The 17,673-nt window shown below is 72.7% G+C and carries 14 protein-coding genes and 2 riboswitches; of the genes, 1 reads left to right on the top strand and 13 read right to left on the bottom strand.

Annotation, left to right across the window (positions count from 1 at the left end; all coding sequences use genetic code 11):
- From AAW13_RS27340 to AAW13_RS47660, 5 genes are all read right to left on the bottom strand, one after another.
- Positions 1-594 (bottom strand): ATP-binding cassette domain-containing protein (locus AAW13_RS27340; protein ID WP_476756031.1); only part of this gene is annotated, 594 nt, incomplete at its 3' end.
- A complete protein-coding gene (locus AAW13_RS27335) occupies positions 576-1,526 on the bottom strand; it encodes an ABC transporter permease (protein WP_046727061.1) in 951 nt (316 codons plus the stop codon). The genes AAW13_RS27340 and AAW13_RS27335, both read right to left, overlap by 19 nt.
- Positions 1,523-2,482: an ABC transporter permease gene (locus tag AAW13_RS27330; protein WP_046727060.1), complete on the bottom strand. Its 960-nt coding sequence runs from the start codon at positions 2,480-2,482 to the stop codon at positions 1,523-1,525. Before AAW13_RS27330 ends, AAW13_RS27335 begins: the two co-directional genes overlap by 4 nt.
- A gap of 3 nt (positions 2,483-2,485) precedes the next feature.
- Complete coding sequence (locus AAW13_RS27325) at positions 2,486-4,102, bottom strand: ABC transporter substrate-binding protein (protein WP_046727059.1); 1,617 nt, start codon at positions 4,100-4,102, stop codon at positions 2,486-2,488.
- A gap of 271 nt (positions 4,103-4,373) precedes the next feature.
- Positions 4,374-4,460, bottom strand: a complete 87-nt coding sequence (locus AAW13_RS47660; RefSeq protein ID WP_338059064.1) for a putative leader peptide — start codon at positions 4,458-4,460, stop codon at positions 4,374-4,376.
- Between the two features lie 77 nt (positions 4,461-4,537).
- A riboswitch (SAM riboswitch) is annotated at positions 4,538-4,650 on the bottom strand.
- 375 nt (positions 4,651-5,025) lie between these two features.
- Here AAW13_RS47660 and AAW13_RS27320 point away from each other — a divergent pair.
- Positions 5,026-6,357, top strand: coding sequence for an MFS transporter (locus AAW13_RS27320; protein WP_071659700.1), 1,332 nt, complete (start codon positions 5,026-5,028; stop codon positions 6,355-6,357).
- Between the two features lie 25 nt (positions 6,358-6,382).
- Here the strand turns inward: AAW13_RS27320 and AAW13_RS27315 are convergent, their stop codons facing one another.
- The 8 genes from AAW13_RS27315 to AAW13_RS27280 form a co-directional block, all read right to left on the bottom strand.
- Positions 6,383-7,207 carry a DUF1684 domain-containing protein gene (locus tag AAW13_RS27315; protein WP_046727058.1) on the bottom strand — a complete coding sequence of 275 codons (825 nt, stop codon included), beginning with the start codon at positions 7,205-7,207 and terminating at the stop codon, positions 6,383-6,385.
- Between the two features lie 66 nt (positions 7,208-7,273).
- On the bottom strand, positions 7,274-8,671 hold the full coding sequence (locus AAW13_RS27310) for an NtaA/DmoA family FMN-dependent monooxygenase (RefSeq protein ID WP_046727057.1): 1,398 nt from the start codon (positions 8,669-8,671) through the stop codon (positions 7,274-7,276).
- Positions 8,668-9,768 (bottom strand): LLM class flavin-dependent oxidoreductase, encoded by a 1,101-nt coding sequence (locus AAW13_RS27305; RefSeq protein ID WP_046727056.1) that lies wholly within the window; start codon positions 9,766-9,768, stop codon positions 8,668-8,670. The genes AAW13_RS27310 and AAW13_RS27305 overlap by 4 nt, the downstream gene beginning before the upstream one ends.
- 441 nt (positions 9,769-10,209) lie before the next feature.
- Positions 10,210-11,430, bottom strand: a complete 1,221-nt coding sequence (locus AAW13_RS27300; RefSeq protein WP_046727055.1) for a dipeptidase — start codon at positions 11,428-11,430, stop codon at positions 10,210-10,212.
- Positions 11,427-13,094, bottom strand: coding sequence for a dipeptide ABC transporter ATP-binding protein (locus AAW13_RS27295; protein WP_046727054.1), 1,668 nt, complete (start codon positions 13,092-13,094; stop codon positions 11,427-11,429). Before AAW13_RS27295 ends, AAW13_RS27300 begins: the two co-directional genes overlap by 4 nt.
- A complete protein-coding gene (locus AAW13_RS27290) occupies positions 13,087-14,034 on the bottom strand; it encodes an ABC transporter permease (protein WP_046727053.1) in 948 nt (315 codons plus the stop codon). The genes AAW13_RS27295 and AAW13_RS27290 overlap by 8 nt, the downstream gene beginning before the upstream one ends.
- A 3-nt stretch (positions 14,035-14,037) precedes the next feature.
- Entirely contained in the window at positions 14,038-15,120 is a 1,083-nt protein-coding gene (locus tag AAW13_RS27285) for an ABC transporter permease (protein ID WP_046727052.1), read from the bottom strand.
- Positions 15,117-16,766, bottom strand: a complete 1,650-nt coding sequence (locus AAW13_RS27280; RefSeq protein ID WP_052768437.1) for an ABC transporter substrate-binding protein — start codon at positions 16,764-16,766, stop codon at positions 15,117-15,119. The genes AAW13_RS27285 and AAW13_RS27280 overlap by 4 nt, the downstream gene beginning before the upstream one ends.
- Before the next feature lie 252 nt (positions 16,767-17,018).
- Positions 17,019-17,128, bottom strand: a riboswitch (SAM riboswitch).
- Between the last annotated feature and the right edge of the window lie 545 nt (positions 17,129-17,673).

The raw sequence follows: 17,673 nt of genomic DNA, 5'->3' as shown, positions 1-17,673 counted from the left end.
GGTCGGCTCGTCGGCGATGATCAGCTCGGGCCCGGCCGCGATGGCGATGGCGATCAGCACCCGCTGCCGCATGCCGCCGGAGAGCTCGTGCGGGTACTGCCGGGCGCGGACCGCCGCGTCCGGCAGCCCGGCCCGGTCCAGCACCGCGACCGCCTCGGCCGTCGCCGACCGCCGGTTCGCCCTGCCGTGGATCCGCAGCACCTCGGCGACCTGCTCGCCGATCCGCTTGACCGGGTTGAGCGACACCGAGGGATCCTGCGGGACCAGCCCGATCCGGGCCCCGCGCACGGTCCGCAGCTCCGCCTCCGACAGCGTGGCGAGATCGTGCCGGCCGAAGCCGACCGTGCCCGCGTCGATGGTGCCGTTCCCGGCCAGCAGCCGGATGACGGCATGCGCGGTGGTGCTCTTGCCGGAACCGGACTCGCCGACCACCGCGGTCACCTGACCCGGCCATACGTCCAGGTCCACGCCGCGCACGGCGGGCACCGTGCCGCTCCGGGTGCGGTACGACACGGACAGGCCGCGGATGCTGAGCAGGGGTGTGGTCACGTCGTCGCCGTTCTCGTGTGCGTCGCTCATCGCTGCCGGGACCATTCGCCGTCCAGCGCCCGCGCGATCCGGTTCGTGGCCAGGACCGTCGCGGCGATCGCCAGACCGGGCAGCGCGGTCAGCCACCAGGCGTTGGCGAGGTAGTTGCGGCCGTCGGAGATCAACGTGCCCCACTCGGGGGCCGGCGGCGGCGCGCCGTAGCCGAGGAAGCTGAGCGCCGACACGGCCAGGATCGAGGAGCCGAAGTCCAGGGTGGCGAGCACGATCACCGGGCCGGCCGCGTTCGGCAGGACGTGCCGGCCCAGCACCGAGTACCAGCGGGCCCCGCACGAGCGGGACGCCTCCACGAACACCGCCTGCCGCACCCGCAGCACCTCGGCGCGCGCCACCCGGGCGAACGAGGCCACGCTGGCGATGCCGACCGCGACCGCCACCTTCACCGTGCCGTAGCCGAGCGCGGTGACCAGGGCCAGGGACAGGAACAGCGCCGGAATGGACAGGAGCACGTCGACGAAGCGCATCAGCACGTCGTCCACCCACCGGCCCACGAACCCGGCGACCACACCCAGCAGCCCGCCGACCACGAAGGCCACCAGGACCGCGATCAGCGTGGCCTTCAGGGACAGCTGGGCGCCGTGCACCACCCGGGAGAACACGTCCCGGCCCAGTTCGTCGGTGCCGAACCAGTGACCGCCGCCCGGACCGCGGAAGTTCTCCGTGGGCACGCCCTTCAACGGGTCCTGCGAGGTGAACAGGTCCGGCCGGAACGCGGCCAGCACCACCAGCACCAGGACCGCCACCGACACCAGCAGCCCGGGACGGCGCACCAGGAACCGCAGGACCCGCCGCACGTCGGCCCGGCGTCCCGGCCCGGGCGCGGGCCCCGCCGCCACCGGCCGGGCGAGACCGAGGGCGGCCTCGGCCGCGTCGGCCGCACCGGACGTGCCGGCCGTGCCGTCGACAACGCTCTGACTCATGCGAAGCTCGCCCTCCTGTCCGGGGTCACCACGATCCGCGGGTCCAGCAGCGGGTAGACGAGGTCGACGACCAGGTTCGTGGCCACGAAGATCAGCGCGCCGAACACCACCACCCCCTGGACCAGCGGGATGTCCTGGGCGGTCACTGCGGCGGCGGTCACCCGGCCCAGGCCGTCCCGGGAGAACACCGTCTCCACGACCACCGAACCGGCGATCAGCTGACCGACCAGCAGGCCGACGACCGTCAGCGCGGGCAGCGACGCGTTGCGCAGCGCGTGCCGCAGATGAACCCGCCGGCGCCCGGCGCCCTTGGCGCGCGCGGTCTCCACATAGGCCTGGTCCAGCGCGGTGAGCAGGCTCTTGGCCAGCACCTGTGCGACCTGCGCGCCGGTCGGGACGGCCAGCGTCAGGGCGGGCAGCACCAGTCCCCGCAGCCCGTCGTTGCCGAACGCCGGGAACCAGTGCAGCCGGAACGAGAACGCCTCGACCAGCAGGAGCCCCACCCAGAACGTGGGGACCGACACCCCCAGCGGGGGCAGCGACAGCAACAGCTGCCGCAGCCACCGCCGCGAGGTGTACGTCGCCACCACCGCGAGTCCGCCGCCGAGCACCACCGCGAGCAGCAGCGCGGCCCCCGTCAGCTGGAGCGTCCCCGGCAGCGCGTCGCCGATGACGGAGGTGACCGGGCGGCCGTTGGAGACGGCGTCGCCGAAGTCCCCGCGCACCGCCCGCCCGAGATACTCCGCGTACTGCACGAGCACCGGTTTGTCGAAGCCGTACTCGTGCCGCAGCGCGGCGAGTTGGGCCGGGTCGACCTGTCCCGAGTCCATCCCGGCACCGGCCATCGCGGTGACCGGGTCACCGGGCAGGAAGTCCAGCACCAGGAACGACACCGTGTAGGCCGCCCACAGCACCCCGACCGCCTGCGCCAGCCTTTTGATCACATAGCGGCGCATGCGCTAGCCGATCCAGGTGTCGTGCAGCTGCACGCGGCTGCCCGAGTCGAAGTCGAGGTCGTGCACCTTCGTCGACACGCCCAGCTGGGTCTGCAACTCCACCACGGGCACGTAGTACGCGTTGCGGACGATCAGCCGCTGCGCCTCGGCGACCAGCTTCGCGCGCTTGGCGGTGTCGGTCGTCGCGGCCTGCTGGGACAGCGCGGTGTCCAGCGAACTGGCGGGCAGGTGGTAGAAGTTGGCCAGCCGGGTGGAGAACGAGCTGCGCAGGATGTCAGGGTCGGACCGGGTCACGTTGCCCCATACGACGTCGAAGTCACCGGCCTGGAGCGTGGTCGCGAACTGGGTGACCGGGAGCTGCCTGAGCACCACGTCGATCCCCACGGCCTTCAGCTGCTGCTGGACGAGTTCCAGCGCGGGCTGGTTGGTGGCCGCGTTGGGGAACCAGGTGACGGTCAGGCTCAGCTTCTTGCCGCCCTTGGTGCGGACGCCGTCACCGGCCGCCTTCCAGCCGGCCTGCTCCAGAAGGGACTTGGCCTTGGCCGTGTCGGTGGCCAGGTCTGCGGAGAGGTCGGTGTAGTCCGGTGTGGTGTGCGCCAGGACGCTGCCGGCCGGCCGGGTGCCGGTCGGGAAGACGGTGCCGGCGATCTGTTCGCGGTCGACGGCGGCCTCGATCGCCTGGCGTACCCTCGCGTCCTTCAGTACCGGCCGTGCGTTGTTGAGGCCCAGGCCGAACACCACGCCGGGGTTGGCCCGGCGGGCGAGGGTGACCTGACCGCCCTTGAGCGCGGCCTCGTTGGCCTTGCCGACGCTGCTGATCGCGTCGACCTGCCCGGACTGGAGACTTCCGGCGCGCACGCCCGCCTCGGGCACCACCTTGAACACCAGCTTGTCCAGGTAGGCCTCGCCCTTCTTGGCCCACAGGCTGGAACCCCAGGCGTAACCGGTCCGCCTGGCCAGGGTGACCGACTGGTTCTGCACGTAACCCTTCAGTGTGAACGGCCCCGACCCGACGATCCCGTCACTGCACTTCTGCTGCGGGGTCTTCCGCACGCTCGCCGCGGACTCGATGCCCAGCGAGTGCGTCGAAGTCGCTTGCAGGAACTGGGCGTTGGGCTGCGCGAAAGTCACCTTCACGGTGAGCGGGTCGACCGCGACGGTGCTCTTGACGCCACTGAGGTAGCCCTCGGCGAGGGTGCCCAGGGCGCCCAGCTTCGGTACCGCGTCGAAGTTGTCCTTGACCACCTGCGCGGTCAGTTTCGAGCCGTCGCTGAAGGTGACGCCCGAGCGCAGGTGGAACGTGAACCGGGTGGCGTCGGAATTGATGTCCCAGCTCTTCGCGAGCCACGGCACGATCTTGCCGGTCCTGGGGTCCTGGTCGGTCAGGGAGTCCACGAGCTGCCGGACCGAGTAGATGGTGTCGTTGCTGCCGACCTGCTGCGGATCCACGCAGCCGGAGTCGGAACCCACCGCGAAGGTCAGGGTGCCGCCGGACTTCGGCCGGCTGCCGCCGCCGGAACCGGTGTCGCCCGAACCGCAGGCGGTCAGCAGGACACTGGTGGTCAGCAGGGCGGCCAGCGGCGCCCAACGGGATGATCTGGATACCGGAAGTGCGGTCACGGAGGGCTTTCTCCTACTCGTGTCACCCAGGCACCGGGTGCCGGGCGTCGGGAGCGCGGCACGGCGTGCATGGACGTGCGACCCGGCCGGTCGGCACCGGCGACGGGGAAGCGCTGATCAGACGGTGGTCAGGGGGATGCCACCGGAGGCGGTGGCGAGCAACGGTGGGAAAGCGTCACGGGCGAGCCGAGCGGGACGGCCGGCGTCCGACGGCGGTCCGGGCACGCGGGAGTCGACGCCGGAGAGGGCCGGCGGACCAGGAGCGGGCTCGTCAGTGACGGCGAGTCGTACGACAGAGGCAGCTGGTCGAACGCTTGAGATCGATGTGGCGCCGACGGGAGAGCCTGGAGAACGCCATGGCACCGGCACAGGAGGCCACCGCCGCGTGTACGTCGTGCATACCGGTCCCTCCCCTTCTCCGGCCCCGCCACCGGGGCCACGCGCTTGCGGGATCCTCGGTGACCCCGCCGGGCTTTCACCTGGAGCACCCCACCGCGTGGGAGGGTTGCCGGTCAGCGAGCCAGGGCTTGACGCTGACACTCAATGCCGGACGCGATGCTACGGAGCGGTCTTGTCGTACGTCAATGCCGTGACCGGACACCCGGTTCGAAACGCCGCGGCGTCTCAGGTACCGGGACGCATGGTGGACGCACCTTGTTCCGTGTGCTTTGATCCGGCCATGGAGACCGCAGGTCAGGCACGCACCGTGCTCCTCGACCCGTTCTGGACAGGCCGCCGCGCCGACCAGTTCGACCAGACCTGTAGCTGAACTCCGCACCCCAGCCGCTCCCGGCCCCCGCACGCCCGACGCCCGCGCCCGACGCCCGCGCCCGACGCCCGCGCCCGACGGGGCGCTCCCGTGCGTTCGCGAACCGCCTTCGCCCCCGCCCCGGTTGGCGGGAAATCCGTCAGAGAGAGCCGCAATGGCCTTCAACAGCACTGTTCCGTCAGGGGTGTTCGCCGCGCTGCGGGTCCGTGACTACCGGATCTACTGGAGCACGGGACTGGTGTCGAACATCGGCAGCGCCATGCAGGGGGTGGCGCTGGACTGGTTCGTCCTCACCCGCACCCACAGCGGGACCGCGCTCGGCTGGGTGGCGGGCCTCCAGTTCGCGCCGGTGCTGCTGTTCGGCCTGTGGGGCGGGGTGCTGGCCGACCGCCACGACCGCCGGACCCTGCTGCTGTGGACGCAGGCGCTGTACGCGGCACAGGCGCTGCTGCTGACGGGGATGGTGCTGTCCGGCCACGCCCCGCTGTGGCTGCTGTACGTCCTGTCCTTCGCCCTGGGCTGTGTGTTCACGGTGGAGAACCCGGCCCGCCTGTCCTTCGTCACGGAACTGGTCGGGCGGCCGCTGATCCCCAGGGCGGCGGGCCTGAACATCCTCTCCCTCAACGCGGCCCGGCTGGTCGGCCCGGCGATCGCCGGTGTGCTCATCGGGGCGATCGGCACCGGCTGGGTGTTCGCCCTCAACGCGGCGTCCTTCACCGTCGTACTCGCGGGACTGCTGTCGATCAGGCCGCAGGAGGGCACGGCGCCGGGACCTGACCGGCCGCCGTGGACGGGGGCGGGAGCGGCGGGGCTGCGGTATGTCGCCGCCCGTCCCGAACTCGTCGGCGTGTTCACCGTGTTCGGGCTCACCGCGACCTTCGCGGTGAACTTCCCGACCACGCTGACCCTGTTCGCCGGGCGCGTCTTCGACGTCGGCTCGCGGGGACTGGGCTTCATGAACACCGCGCTGGCCGTCGGTACCGTCGCCGGCACGCTGGCCGCGACCCGCGGGATCTCGCCCCGGGTACGAACGGTCGTCGTCGGGGCGCTGCTGTTCGGCGGGTTCGAGGCACTGGCCGCGCTCATGCCGTCGTACCCCGCCTTCCTCGTCCTGCTGCTGCCCGTCGGATTCACGCTGATGACGCTGAACACCGCCGTCAGCGCGTTCGTCCAGTCGGAGGTCAGCGACGCGATGCGCGGCCGGGTGATGGCCGTGTACACCGTGATCTCGATGGGCGGCAGCCCGGTCGGTGCTCCGGCCGTCGGCTGGATCTCCCAGCACGCGGGGGTGCGCTGGGGCCTCGCCGGCGGCGCGGCCGTCGCGGTCCTCGTGGCCGCGGCGGTGGCCTGGTGGCTGGCACACAGGACGCCCGCGCCCGCCGCGCTGACGGCACCGGCCGGCGCCCGGCCGAACCCCGCCCCGTCCCGTACGGCCGCCCGGGAGCCCACCCGTGAACCGTCCACCGGCGGAACATCCCGAGACTGACCGTCACGCCGGTTCGTGCGGTGGCTCAGGAACCGCCGCGTTCCCGGGGCAGCTTCTGACCGGCCTCGACCGCCACCGGCAGCCGGTTCTCGGCCGGCGGCAACGGGCAGGTGGCCAGGTCCGTGTAGGCGCAGGGCAGGTTCGCCGCGCGGTTGAAGTCCAGCCGGACCGTGCCGTCGGCGGCGGGCGGGTCGAGGGCCAGGACACGGTTGGCGGCGTAGGTGGTGACCCCGGAGGTGGCGTCGGTGAAGAGCAGGATCAGCCGGCCCTCACCGTGCCCCGGGAAGGCGGTGAGGGACAGCGGACGCCCGTCGAGTTCGAACTCGACGCGGCCCGGGGCGTCGTACACGTGCTCCAGACCCTCGACGGCGGCGCCCACCGTGGTCGGCCGCGGCTGCTCGAACGGGACGTAACGGCCCGCCACGGCCCAGCGCGGGTCGGGGGCGTAGGCGGGGGTGCCGGTGAAGGCGGTGCGCAGCGGCGCGTCCGGATGCCGGGGGCGCACGATGTCGTTGCCGCCGCGCTTGGCGACCTCGATCACGGCGTCCTTCCAGACCGCGTCGACGCCCCCGCGCTCCGGGACGACGCCGAAGTTGTGTTCGCCGTGCACCGGTGTGCCGTCGACGACCAGTTCCTCTCCCTCGTCGAGGGCGACGACCACCCCGTCCGGACCGGTGCGCCAGGCGCCCGGCGCGTCGGGGAAACGCCGCGGCCGTTCGTCGAGGAAGTGCAGGCTCGTGATGGCGAGGAACCCGTGCGGGTCGGCGAGGCGGGCCTCCTGGGCGCGTTGCCAGTCCAGCCAGTCCTCGGCGAAGGTCCCCGGGTCCGTCGTGGTGGCCTCGGTGGTCATGGTTCTCCCTGGGGTGTCGGGTGGGTGTCGGGAAGGGGTGTCGGGCAGGGGCAGGCGTGGCAGTGGTCAGCCGGCCTGTCGCTCGGGTGCGGACCGGTGGGTGAGGGGCTCACGCAGGCCGAGGTGCTCGCGCAGCGTGGTCCCGGCGTACTCGGTGGGGTAGAGGCCGCGTTCCTGAAGCTCCGGGACGAGCAGGTCGACGATGTCGTCGAGGCCGTCGGGGATCAGGTACGGCGTGACGTTGAACCCGTCGACCGCGCCGTGCCGCACGAAGCGGGCGAACTTGTCGGCCAGGCCCGACGGGGTGCCGACGTGCCCGCGCTGCGGGCCGAGCGCGATCACGGTCTCGCGCAGCGACCAGCCGTGTGCCTCCGCCCTGGCCCGCCATTCGGCCACGACCGTGCGCGCGTCGGTGACCCGCCGTGCCCCGAAGGAGCCGTCGTTCTCCGCGACCACCGGGTCCTCCTTCGGCAGCGGTCCGTCGGCGTCGCGGCCGGACAGGTCGATGCCCCAGAGCAGCCCGGCGATGCCCAGCGCGGTGGCGGGAGTGACCTGCTGGAGCCGGATCCAGCGCTTCTTCTCCTCGGCCTCCTCCTCGGTGGCGCCGATGATGATCTCGGTACCGGGCAGGATCCGGAGGTCGTCCTCGGGCCGTCCGGCCGCCCGCAGCCGGCGCCGGATGTCCTCGGCGAAGGCCAGCGCGTCGTCGAAGTCGCTGCCGTGCGCGGAGAAGATGACGTCGGCGTTGCGGGCGGCGAAGTCCCGTCCCTCACCGGAGTCACCGGCCTGGAAGATCACGGGGTGGCCCTGCGCGCTGCGCGGCAGGGTCGGGGCGAGGTCGACGTCGAACTGCGGACCGCGGTGGCGTACCCGGTGGACGGCACCGGGCGCCGACCACGCGGTGGCGTCCGCGGAGCCGGCGACGGCACCGTCCTCCCAGCCGTCCCACAGCGCCCTGGCCACGGCGAGGAACTCCTCGGCGCGCCGGTAGCGGTCGGCGTGGTCGAGATAGCCGCCGCGCCGGAAGTTCGCGCCGGTCCAGGCGTTGTCCGTGGTCACCACGTTCCAGCCGGCGCGGCCCTCGGAGAGGAGGTCCAGGCCGGACAGGCGGCGCGCCAGGTCGGCGGGCTCGTTGAAGGTGGAGTTGGAGGTGGAGACCAGGCCGATCCGGCGGGTGACCGCGGCCAGCGCCGCGAGCTGGGTGACGGCGTCCGGGCGGCCGGCCACGTCGAGGTCGTGGATGCGGCCGTCGACCTCGCGCAGCCGCAGCCCCTCACCGAGGAAGAACGCGTCGAACAGGCCTCGCTCGGCGGTCTGGGCGACCCGCCGGAAGGAGGCGGGGTCGATCTGCGAACCGCTGTCGGGGGCGGACCAGATGGTCCAGTGGTTGACGCCCTGGAAGAACACGCCGAAGTGCAGCTGGGCATGCGGCCGGGGGACGTCGAGCGGATCGGTGCGGGTCATCGGGTTTCCTCCTGGACGGCCGCGGCCGCGAAACGGTTGGCGGGGCGCTCCAGACCCAGGGTCGAGCGCAGGGACGTGCCGGGCAGCGGCCGGGCGACGAGACGGCGCTCGGACAGCGCGGGCAGGACGAGCCGGGACAGGACCGGCAGATCCTCGTCCAGCACCAGCGGGCGCAGCCGCACGCCATCGACGTACCGGCTCAACTCGCCCAGTAGGGAGACGAGTTGCGCGGCCGGTCCGATGTGCCGCAGCCTGCCCCGGTCGGTCCACGGAGCGTGCCGTTCCAGGTCGGCGACGCGTTCGGCGGCGGAGGCGTCGGGGGTGTCCAGCGCCACCTCCACCTCGGCGAAGACGCGGGGCGCGGCGGCGGCGGTGGCGGCCGCGCCGACCGACGCGAGGTCGCGGCCCTCGACGAGCGCCACGTCGAGCTGCCCGGCGGGCACCTCGGCGGGCCGGCCCAGGACGACGAGCTGGCCCTGCGGCGGGCGCGGCACGATCGCCGGGCCCTTGACCGCGTAGGTGTCCCCGGTGAAGTCGATGTAGTAGAGCCGTTCGCGGTCGAGGTAACGGCTCGTGGCCACGGACCTGACGACCGCGTCGTCCTCCCAGGAGTCCCACAGGGCGCGGACCACCTGGACGCCGTCCCGCGACTCCCGGGCGCGCGCGTCGGCGTCGGCGACCAGGGGGCGGCCCCACGCCCGGGCCGCGTCGGGGTGCTCCTCCTGCGCCACCACCCAGCCTGCGCGGCCCGCGGAGATGTGGTCCAGGGACGCCAACTGGCCGGAGACATGGAAGGGTTCGGCGTACGTGACCGCCACCACGGGCGCGATGCCGATCGTGCTCGTGGACGCGGCGACGAAGGCCGCCCGCTCCACGGCGCCGATCCGGCCCACGGGGTCCGCGGCGGTCCCGGGCGGGAGCACCCCGTCGTCCAGGGTGATCAGGGTGAACCCGGCGTTCTCGGCCGTCGTGGCGAGCCCGGCCACGCGGCGCGGGGAGAGCAGCCGGTCGGGTGCGTGGGCGGCGCGGCGCCAGGCCGCGGGATGGGCGCCGTCGCCGTCGATCTCGACGGCGAGGTGCAGGGCGGGGCCGGACAATGGGTGTTCCTTCCGGGAGGACACGGGAGTTCACGACCGCTGGACACGTCAGGAGCGCCGGGTGCGGCCGTACTGGCGGAAGAGGGAAGGACGGGACGGGCCGCGGTGCCCGACGGGCGGGGGCACGGCGCGGGAACTCACGGGGCCGCCCCGGCGGGACCCGTCAGAGCGGGCGCGGGGGCCGGGGGCGCGGGCCGGCCGAGGTCAGCGGCGCGCGGCAGAAGAACAGACGGCCGAGCAGGTGAGGCAGTAGTCGACATGCCGGCGGACGACCAGCCGCACGCCGGAGCACGCACTCCGCGGTGCCGCGCCGGGTCCGTGCATCAGGGGGCCTCCACCCATCCAAAACCGATCGGTTCACCGTACGTCCCCCGCCCCGGCGGCTGTCAAGAACACGCGACACACCGCACACCGGCCGGGGCATCCGCCACCGGCGGTCGTTCAGCGCAGCGGGGTCGTGGGCCACAAGGGCTCGGACGCCCGTTCCTCGGCCGCGCGCAGGACGCGCAGCACGTTCCGGCCGGTCAGGGCCTCCAGCTCGGGCCGGGACCAGCCGCGGTCGGCGAGTTCGCGCAGCAGGGCCGGATAGCCCGAGACGTCCGCGAGACCGACGGGCTGGTGGTCCACCCCGTCGTAGTCGCCGCCGAGCCCGATGTGGTCCACGCCCGCCACCTCACGGGCGTGCTCCACATGGTCGGCGACCTGCGCGACGGTCACCTCGGGGCGGGGATGGGCGTCGAGCCAGCCCTTCACCGGGTCGTCCGGACCCGCGGCGAGAGCCCCCGCGAACTCCTCGGCGGCCCGCTCCGGGTCCTCACCGGGGCGCGGCGCACGCGGCCAGGCCCAGGACGTGGCGGGCAGACCGAGCCGCGCGCGTTCGTCCTGGAGAGCCCGGCTCCAGGCGGCGACCTCGGCGGAGACGAAGTACGGCACGAAGGTCAGCTGGATCACGCCCCCGTTGTCCCGCAGCAGCTCCAGCACGCCGTCCGACACGTTGCGCGGATGGTCGTTGAGCGCGCGGGCGGAGGAGTGGCTGAACAGGACCGGTGCGGTGGACACGGCGAGCGCGGCGCGCTGGGTGGACTCGGCGACGTGGGAGAGGTCCACCAGGACGCCGGTGCGGTTGAGTTCCGCGACGATCGCCCGGCCGGTCGCGTTCAGACCGCCGACCACGGGCTCGTCGGTGGCCGAGTCGGCCCAGGAGGTGTTGTCGTTGTGGGTCAGTGTCACGTAGCGCACCCCCAGCCTGGCGTACGACCGCAGGACCCCCGGTGACTCGGCGAGGCTGTGCCCGCCCTCGACGCCGAGCAGCGAGGCGATCCGGCCCTCGGCGAACGCGGTCTCGACCTCGGCCGCGGTGTACGCGATCCGCAGCGCGTCGGGGTAGCGGGCGGCGAGCCGGTAGACGGCGTCGATCTGCTCCAGGGTCGCCACCACGGCCTCGGGCTCCGGCAGCCCGGACGAGACGTACACCGACCAGAACTGCGCGCCGACCCCGCCGGCACGCAGCCGGGGCAGATCGGTGTGCAGGTCGGGCCGGCCGTCCGCGAGGCCCTCGACGCTGCCGCCGGACCGCGCGCGCAGCGCCACCGGCAGGTCGTTGTGGCCGTCGAAGACCGGGGTGCCGCGCAGTACTTCGTCGATCAGTGAGCCGTCCGTCATGCGCCGGCCACTCCTTCCTCGAGAACATCGGAGGCCTGCCGCCGGCGCCTCGCCTGCCGGACCGGGTCCGGCACGGGCAGGGCGGCGACGAGCCGGCGCGTGTAGTCGTCCCGAGGGCTGCCCAGCACCAGGCCGGTCAAGCCCTCCTCGACGATCCTGCCCCGGTGCAGCACGGCCACCCGGTCGGCGACCCGCTCCACCACGGCCAGGTCGTGGCTGACGAACAGCGCCGCGAAGCCGAACTCCCTTTGCAGTTCGGTGAACAGGTCCAGCACCTTGGCCTGCACGGACACGTCCAGTGCCGAGGTCGGTTCGTCGGCGACGAGCAGCGTCGGCCGCAGGGCGAGGGCGCGGGCGAGAGCGGCGCGCTGCCGCTGCCCGCCGCTGAGCTCGTGGGGATAGCGGTCCGCGAGGCCGCGCGGCAACTGCACCGCTTCGAGCAGCGCCCCGGCCCGCGCCCGGATCTCCTTCGCGCCCAGCTCGCGCCGGTGCACGACGAGCGGTTCCGCGACGCTCTCGGCGATCGTCAGCAGGGGGTCGAAGCTGGTGGCCGGATCCTGGAAGACATACCCGATCCGCCCCGCCGAGCCGCGCCTGCGTGTCAACGGCGCGCCGAACAGCTCCAGTTCACCGCTCGTGACGGGGGTCAGTCCGGCGATCGCCCGTCCGATGGTGGTCTTGCCGCTGCCGCTCTCGCCGACCAGGCCCAGCACCTCGCCCGGCCGGATCTCGAAACTCACCCCGTCCACCGCGCGGAAGCCCCTGCGGCCGAGCCGCCCCGGATGCTCGACGACCAGCCGCCCGGCCCGCACGACGGGTGCGCCGTCCGCCGCCGCGGCCGGCCGTTCCCGAACACCCGTCCCGAAGTCGGGTACGGCGGCAAGGAGTTCGCGGGTGTACGGGTGGGCGGGCGCCGCGAACAGCTGCCGCGTCGGCGCCTGTTCCACCACACGGCCCGCACGCATCACGGCCACCCGGTCGGCCAGGTCGGCGACCACCCCCATGTTGTGGGTGATGAGCAGGACGGCGGTGCCGAAGTCGGTGCGGCAGCGGTGCAGCAGTTCCAGGATCTCCGCCTGTACGGTGACGTCCAGGGCGGTGGTCGGCTCGTCGGCGACGATCAGCCGGGTGCCCAGGGCGAGCGCCATGGCGATGACGGCCCGCTGCTTCTGCCCGCCGGACAGCTGGTGCGGATAGTGGCCGGCCCGGACGGCCGGATCGGGGATGCCGACCCTGCCGAGCCATTCCACGGCGAGGGCCCGCCGTTCCGCCCGGCTGCCGCCGCGTCCGTGGGCACGCAGGCCCTCGGTCAGCTGTCCACTGATGGTGAGGACCGGGTTCAGCGCGGTGGCGGGCTCCTGGAAGACCATCGCGGCGTGCGTGCCGCGCAGGGCGCGCAGCCGGGCCGCGGACGCGGTCAGCACGTCCTCCGTGGGCTCGCGGGTGCCGTCGCCGAGCAGCACCCGGCCCCGGACGGTCGCGGTGCCGGGGAGCAGCCCGAGGACCGACCGCGCGGTGACGGTCTTGCCACTGCCGCTCTCGCCGACGAGGGCCAGCACCTCACCCGGGGCGACGGACAGACTGACCCCGCGGACCGCCGGCGCCTGCCCGGCGTCGGTGGCGAAGTCCACGTGCAGGTCCTCGACGCGCAGCAGGTCACTCATCGTCCCCGGCTCCGTCCGTGGGGGCGGCGGGGGTGCCGGAGCGGCGCCGCAGCCGTGGGTCGGCCAGGTCGGTGAGGCCCTCGCCGAGCAGGGTCGTGCCCAGCACCGTGAGCACGATGCCCAGGCCGGGCGGGAGCGCCGTCCACCAGATGCCCGACGTGACGTCGGCGACGGCGCGGTTGAGGTCGTAGCCCCACTCCGCACCGGAGTCGGGTTCGATGCCGAAGCCGAGGAAGCCCAGTCCGGCCAGGGTGAGGATGGCCTCCGAGGCGTTGATCGTGAAGATCAGCGGCAGGGTGCGCACCGAGTTGCGCAGCACGTGCCGGGTCATGATGCGCCACGGCCCGGTGCCGATCACCCGGGCCGCGTCGACGAACGGCTCGGCCTTGACCCGGATCACCTCGGCCCGTACGACCCGGAAGTACTGCGGGACGAAGGACACCGCGACCGAACAGGCCCCCGCGCCGAGGCCGCCGGCCAGGCTCGACCTGCCCCCGCTGATGACGATCGACACCACGATGGCCAGCAGCAGCGGAGGGAAGGCGTACAGCGCGTCGGCCAGCCCCACCAGCAGCCGGTCCAGCCGGCCGCCGAGGTAGCCGGAGACCAGGCCGAGGACGGTGCCGGGCAGTACGGACAGCAGCAGCGCGGCGACGATGATCAGCAGGGCCGTCCGCGTGCCCCAGATCGTCCGGGACAGCACGTCGTAGCCCGCGATGGTGGTGCCCAGCGGATGAGCCCCGTCCGGGTGCTGCTGGGAGCCGAACAGATCAGCCCCTTCCCGGAGTTGGGCGTGGCCGTACGGGGCGGCCAGCGGCCCGAGCGCGGCGGTGAGGACGAACAGGCCGGTCAGGACGGCACCGGTGAGCAGCATCGCCCGCTGCACCCCCGCGCCCGTGCGCAGCCGTGACGGCAGCCGTCGTACGAGAAGCAGCGTCATGGCTCAGTACCTCACTCGTGGGTCGATCAGGGCGGCGACGACGTCCACGAGGAAGTTCGTCACCGCCACCACGACGGCGAACAGCGCCACGATGCCCTGCACCGCCGGGAAGTCACGGGCCGTCAGGTAGTGGGCCAGTTCGTAGCCGAGGCCCTTCCACTCGAAGGTGGTCTCGGTCAGTACCGCCCCGCCGAGCAGCCCGGCGACCTGAAGGCCCAGCACGGTGACGACGGGGATCAGCGCGGGCCGGGTGGCGTGGTGGGTGACCAGGCGCAGCGGGGCCACCCCCCGGGAGCGGGCGGCGTCCACGTAGTCGGCGCCGAGCGTGCCGATCAGGTTCGTGCGCACCAGCCGCAGCAGGACACCGGCCATGAGCAGGCCCAGGGTCACCGCCGGCAGTACGGCGTGCCGCAGCACGTCCGCGATCGCCGTGCCGTCGCCGCTGCGCAGCGCGTCGATCAGGTAGATGCCGGTCGTGCTCGTCTGGTCCTGGAGGAAGAGCTGGACACCCGTGCCGGCCCGGCCCGACGAGGGCAGCCAGCCGAGCCGGACCGCGAAGACCAGTTTCAGCAGCAGCCCCACGAAGAACACGGGGGTGGCGTAGGTGAGGATCGCGAACAGGCGTAGTGCCGCGTCCGGGGCCCGGTCCCGGTAGGAGGCCGCGACCATGCCCAGCGGGACACCGACCACCAGCGCCACCAGCAGTGCGTAGCAGGCCAGTTCGACGGTCGCGGCGCCGTAGGTGGTGAGCACGTGGCTCACCGGCTGGTTGTCGGTGACGGTGTGACCGAAGTCGCCGGTGGCCAGTGAGCGCAGGTAGTCCAGGTACTGGGTGAGCAACGGCCGGTCGTAGCCCGCCTGATGGATCTTGGCCTGGAGCTGGTCCGGGGTGAGACGGTCGCCGAAGGCGGCGCTGACCGGGTCGCCGGTCAGCCGCATCAGGAAGAAGACCAGACTGACCAGGATCAGTACGGTGGGGATGATGAGGAGGAAGCGGACCACCAGGTAGCGGGCGAGCCCGTACCCGGCGGCGCCGTCGGCCGGGGCGGTGACGGCGCCGGGGGTCTCCTGTGTCAGGGTGCTCACTTCTTCGCGAGCCCCGCCCAGCGGAACTGGTACGTCGCGTCCAGTTCGGCCGGCACCCCGCTGACGTCGCTGCGCGTGACGATGGCGGTGGAGCCCTGGAGCAGCGGCAGCAGCGGCACCTGTGCGGCCGCCCGGTCCTGCGCCTGCCGCAGCAGTCCGGTCCGCTTCGTGGCGTCCGTCTCGGTCTCCTCCCGCTGGATCAGCTTGCGCACGGCGGGGTCGTCGTAGGAGTTGGCGACCCAGCTGTTGGCCGAGTAGAAGGGTGAGAGGTAGTTGTCGGCGTCGAGGTAGTCCGCGTACCAGCCGAGCTGGTAGAGCGGGTAGAGGTGCTTGACCCGGTCCTTGCCGTACTGGGTCCACTCGGTGGACTGGAGGTTCACCCGGAACAGCCCGGTTGCCTCCAACTGGCTCTTGATCAGGGCGTATTCGTCGGCGGACGACGACCCGTAGTGGTCGCTGTTGTACTGGAGGTCGAGGGTGACCGGGGTGCTCACCTTCGCGGCCTTCAGCCGGGCCGCCGCCGCGGCCTTGTCGGGGCCGCCCTTCTTGTCGCCGTAGCGGGACCTGAAGGAGGGGCTGGCGCCGGTCAGGCCGTCCGGGACGGAGCTGTAGAGCGGCTGGTAGGTGTTCTTGTAGACCTGCTGGGTGAGTTGGGCCCGGTCGACGGAGTCCGCGACGGCCTGCCGGACCGCGAGCGCCTTCTTGCTGTCGGCGTTCTTCGTCTTCGTGCCGTAGGGCTGGGTGGCGAAGTCGAAGACGATGTAGCGGATGCCGTTGCCGGATCCGGTGTGCACCTCGACGCCCTTCTGCTTGGCGAGGTCGCCGAGGTCGGCGGTGGTGAGCGTGCGGTAGACGGCGTCGATGGTGCCCTGCTGGACGTCGAGCTTCAGATTGCTGGCGTCGGTGTAGTACTTGAGCCGCACGTTCTTCGTCCTCGGGGTGCCGAGCCGGCCCTGGTAGCGCGGGTTCGCGGTGAAGGACACCAGGGAGTTCCTGTCGTAACTCGTGATGCCGTACGGGCCGTTCCAGGGCTTGGCCGCGACGATCGCCTGGTCGTCGAGGAGCTTGCCGGCGGGGAAGACCTGCTCGTCCACGACGAGTCCGGCGGCCGTGGACAGCACCTGCGGGAACAGGGTGTCGTCGGCGGACTTGAGGGTGAAGACGACGGTCGTCGGGCCCGGGGCGGCGACCGAGGCGAGGTTGTACAGCAGTGAGGACGGCCCGTTCTCGTCGGCGATCCGCAGGTCCCGGTCGAAGCTGAACTTGACGTCGGAGGAGGTCAGTTCGTGGCCGTTGGCGAACCTCAGACCCTTCTGGAGGGTGACCGTGTACTCCTTGGGCCCGGTCAGCCTGATACCGGTGGCGAGGTCCGGGGAGACCTTCGCGGAGCCGTTCGGCTGGCTGAGCAGGGTCGCGTAGACCTCGTTCTCGATGGTGCCGGAGCCCGCGTCCCACGACCCCGCCGGGTCGAGACCGGTCACCTGGTCGGTCGTGCCGACGGTGAGCGCGGCGGCGGAACTCGTGGCGCTGCCGTCCTTGCTGCTGGTGCAGCCGGTCAGGGCCAGCAGGAACGCCGTGCCGAGGGAGAGCGCGCCGAGACCGGACCGCAGGGGTCTGTCCGGCGACGAGCGATGGTGAAGTGCCATGGTGGGTCTCTGCTTCCGCATCGGGGTGCGCGCGGCCGTCGCGGCGCATGGGCATGCGGCCGCGATCGTGGTCGCGCGTGGGGAGTCGGGGATCGTGCGCACGGGCGGCCGGTCGCGGACCGGACGCGGGGCGGGGTCAGCCCTGACAGAGACAGCTGGACACGAGCAGCAGGTCGACATGGCGCCGGGAGCACAGCATCACGGCGTTCGCCATGCCATCCTCCAGGTCCCGGACCGACCGCGCGGTCGATGTGAGCGCACTTGCAGAAAGAGAGAATCCGCCGAGCCGTCACCTGGGGCACCCCGCTGCGTCGAGGGTTGCCGTCCGGCCAGCCAGGGCTTGATCACCGGAACTCGTGGCTCGGGCACACCGTAGATCGGCCCATTTCCCGCCGTCAAGACGGTACTTGCCGTCGCGACCGGGCAGAACGCCCGGAACGGGTCGAGCGGCACCGCCGGGGTCGGAGCCGTCCCCGGTCCGGCTCACCGCACACCGGGGAAGGGCGCGTCCACGACGCGGGCCGCCGCGCCGACCGGTTCGGCCAGGTCTGCCGCTGCTCGCCGTCCCACGACCGTGATCTCGTCCACCTGCGCCGACGCGCGGTCCGCTTCGGCCGAAAACCGGTGCCGTGGGGTTCGAAACCCCCGCTCGCAACCGCCAGTTCCGGCCGTTGTCATGTTGCGCTCATGACAATCGCGATCGCCGGGTGTCAGTCTGCTCTGCGGGCGTTCACCGCGAACGCACAGCAGCCTCACGCGACATCCACATCTTCTGCCCCCACTTCCCGGTGCCTCGCGGTACTTCCCGGCACCTCGTCAGGGCGCGGCCGAGCAGACGTCACTCCGTCGCACCGCGCCCCGCCCGGCTCCACCCCGTGCCCCCTGTTCCCCCCCGTGCCCCCTGTTC

The sequence above is a fragment of the Streptomyces humi genome (assembly GCF_001005085.2).
Classification (GTDB): domain Bacteria; phylum Actinomycetota; class Actinomycetes; order Streptomycetales; family Streptomycetaceae; genus Streptomyces; species Streptomyces humi.
The sequence above is the reverse complement of the archived record's forward strand: the minus strand, read 5'-3'. Positions and strand labels throughout refer to the sequence as shown.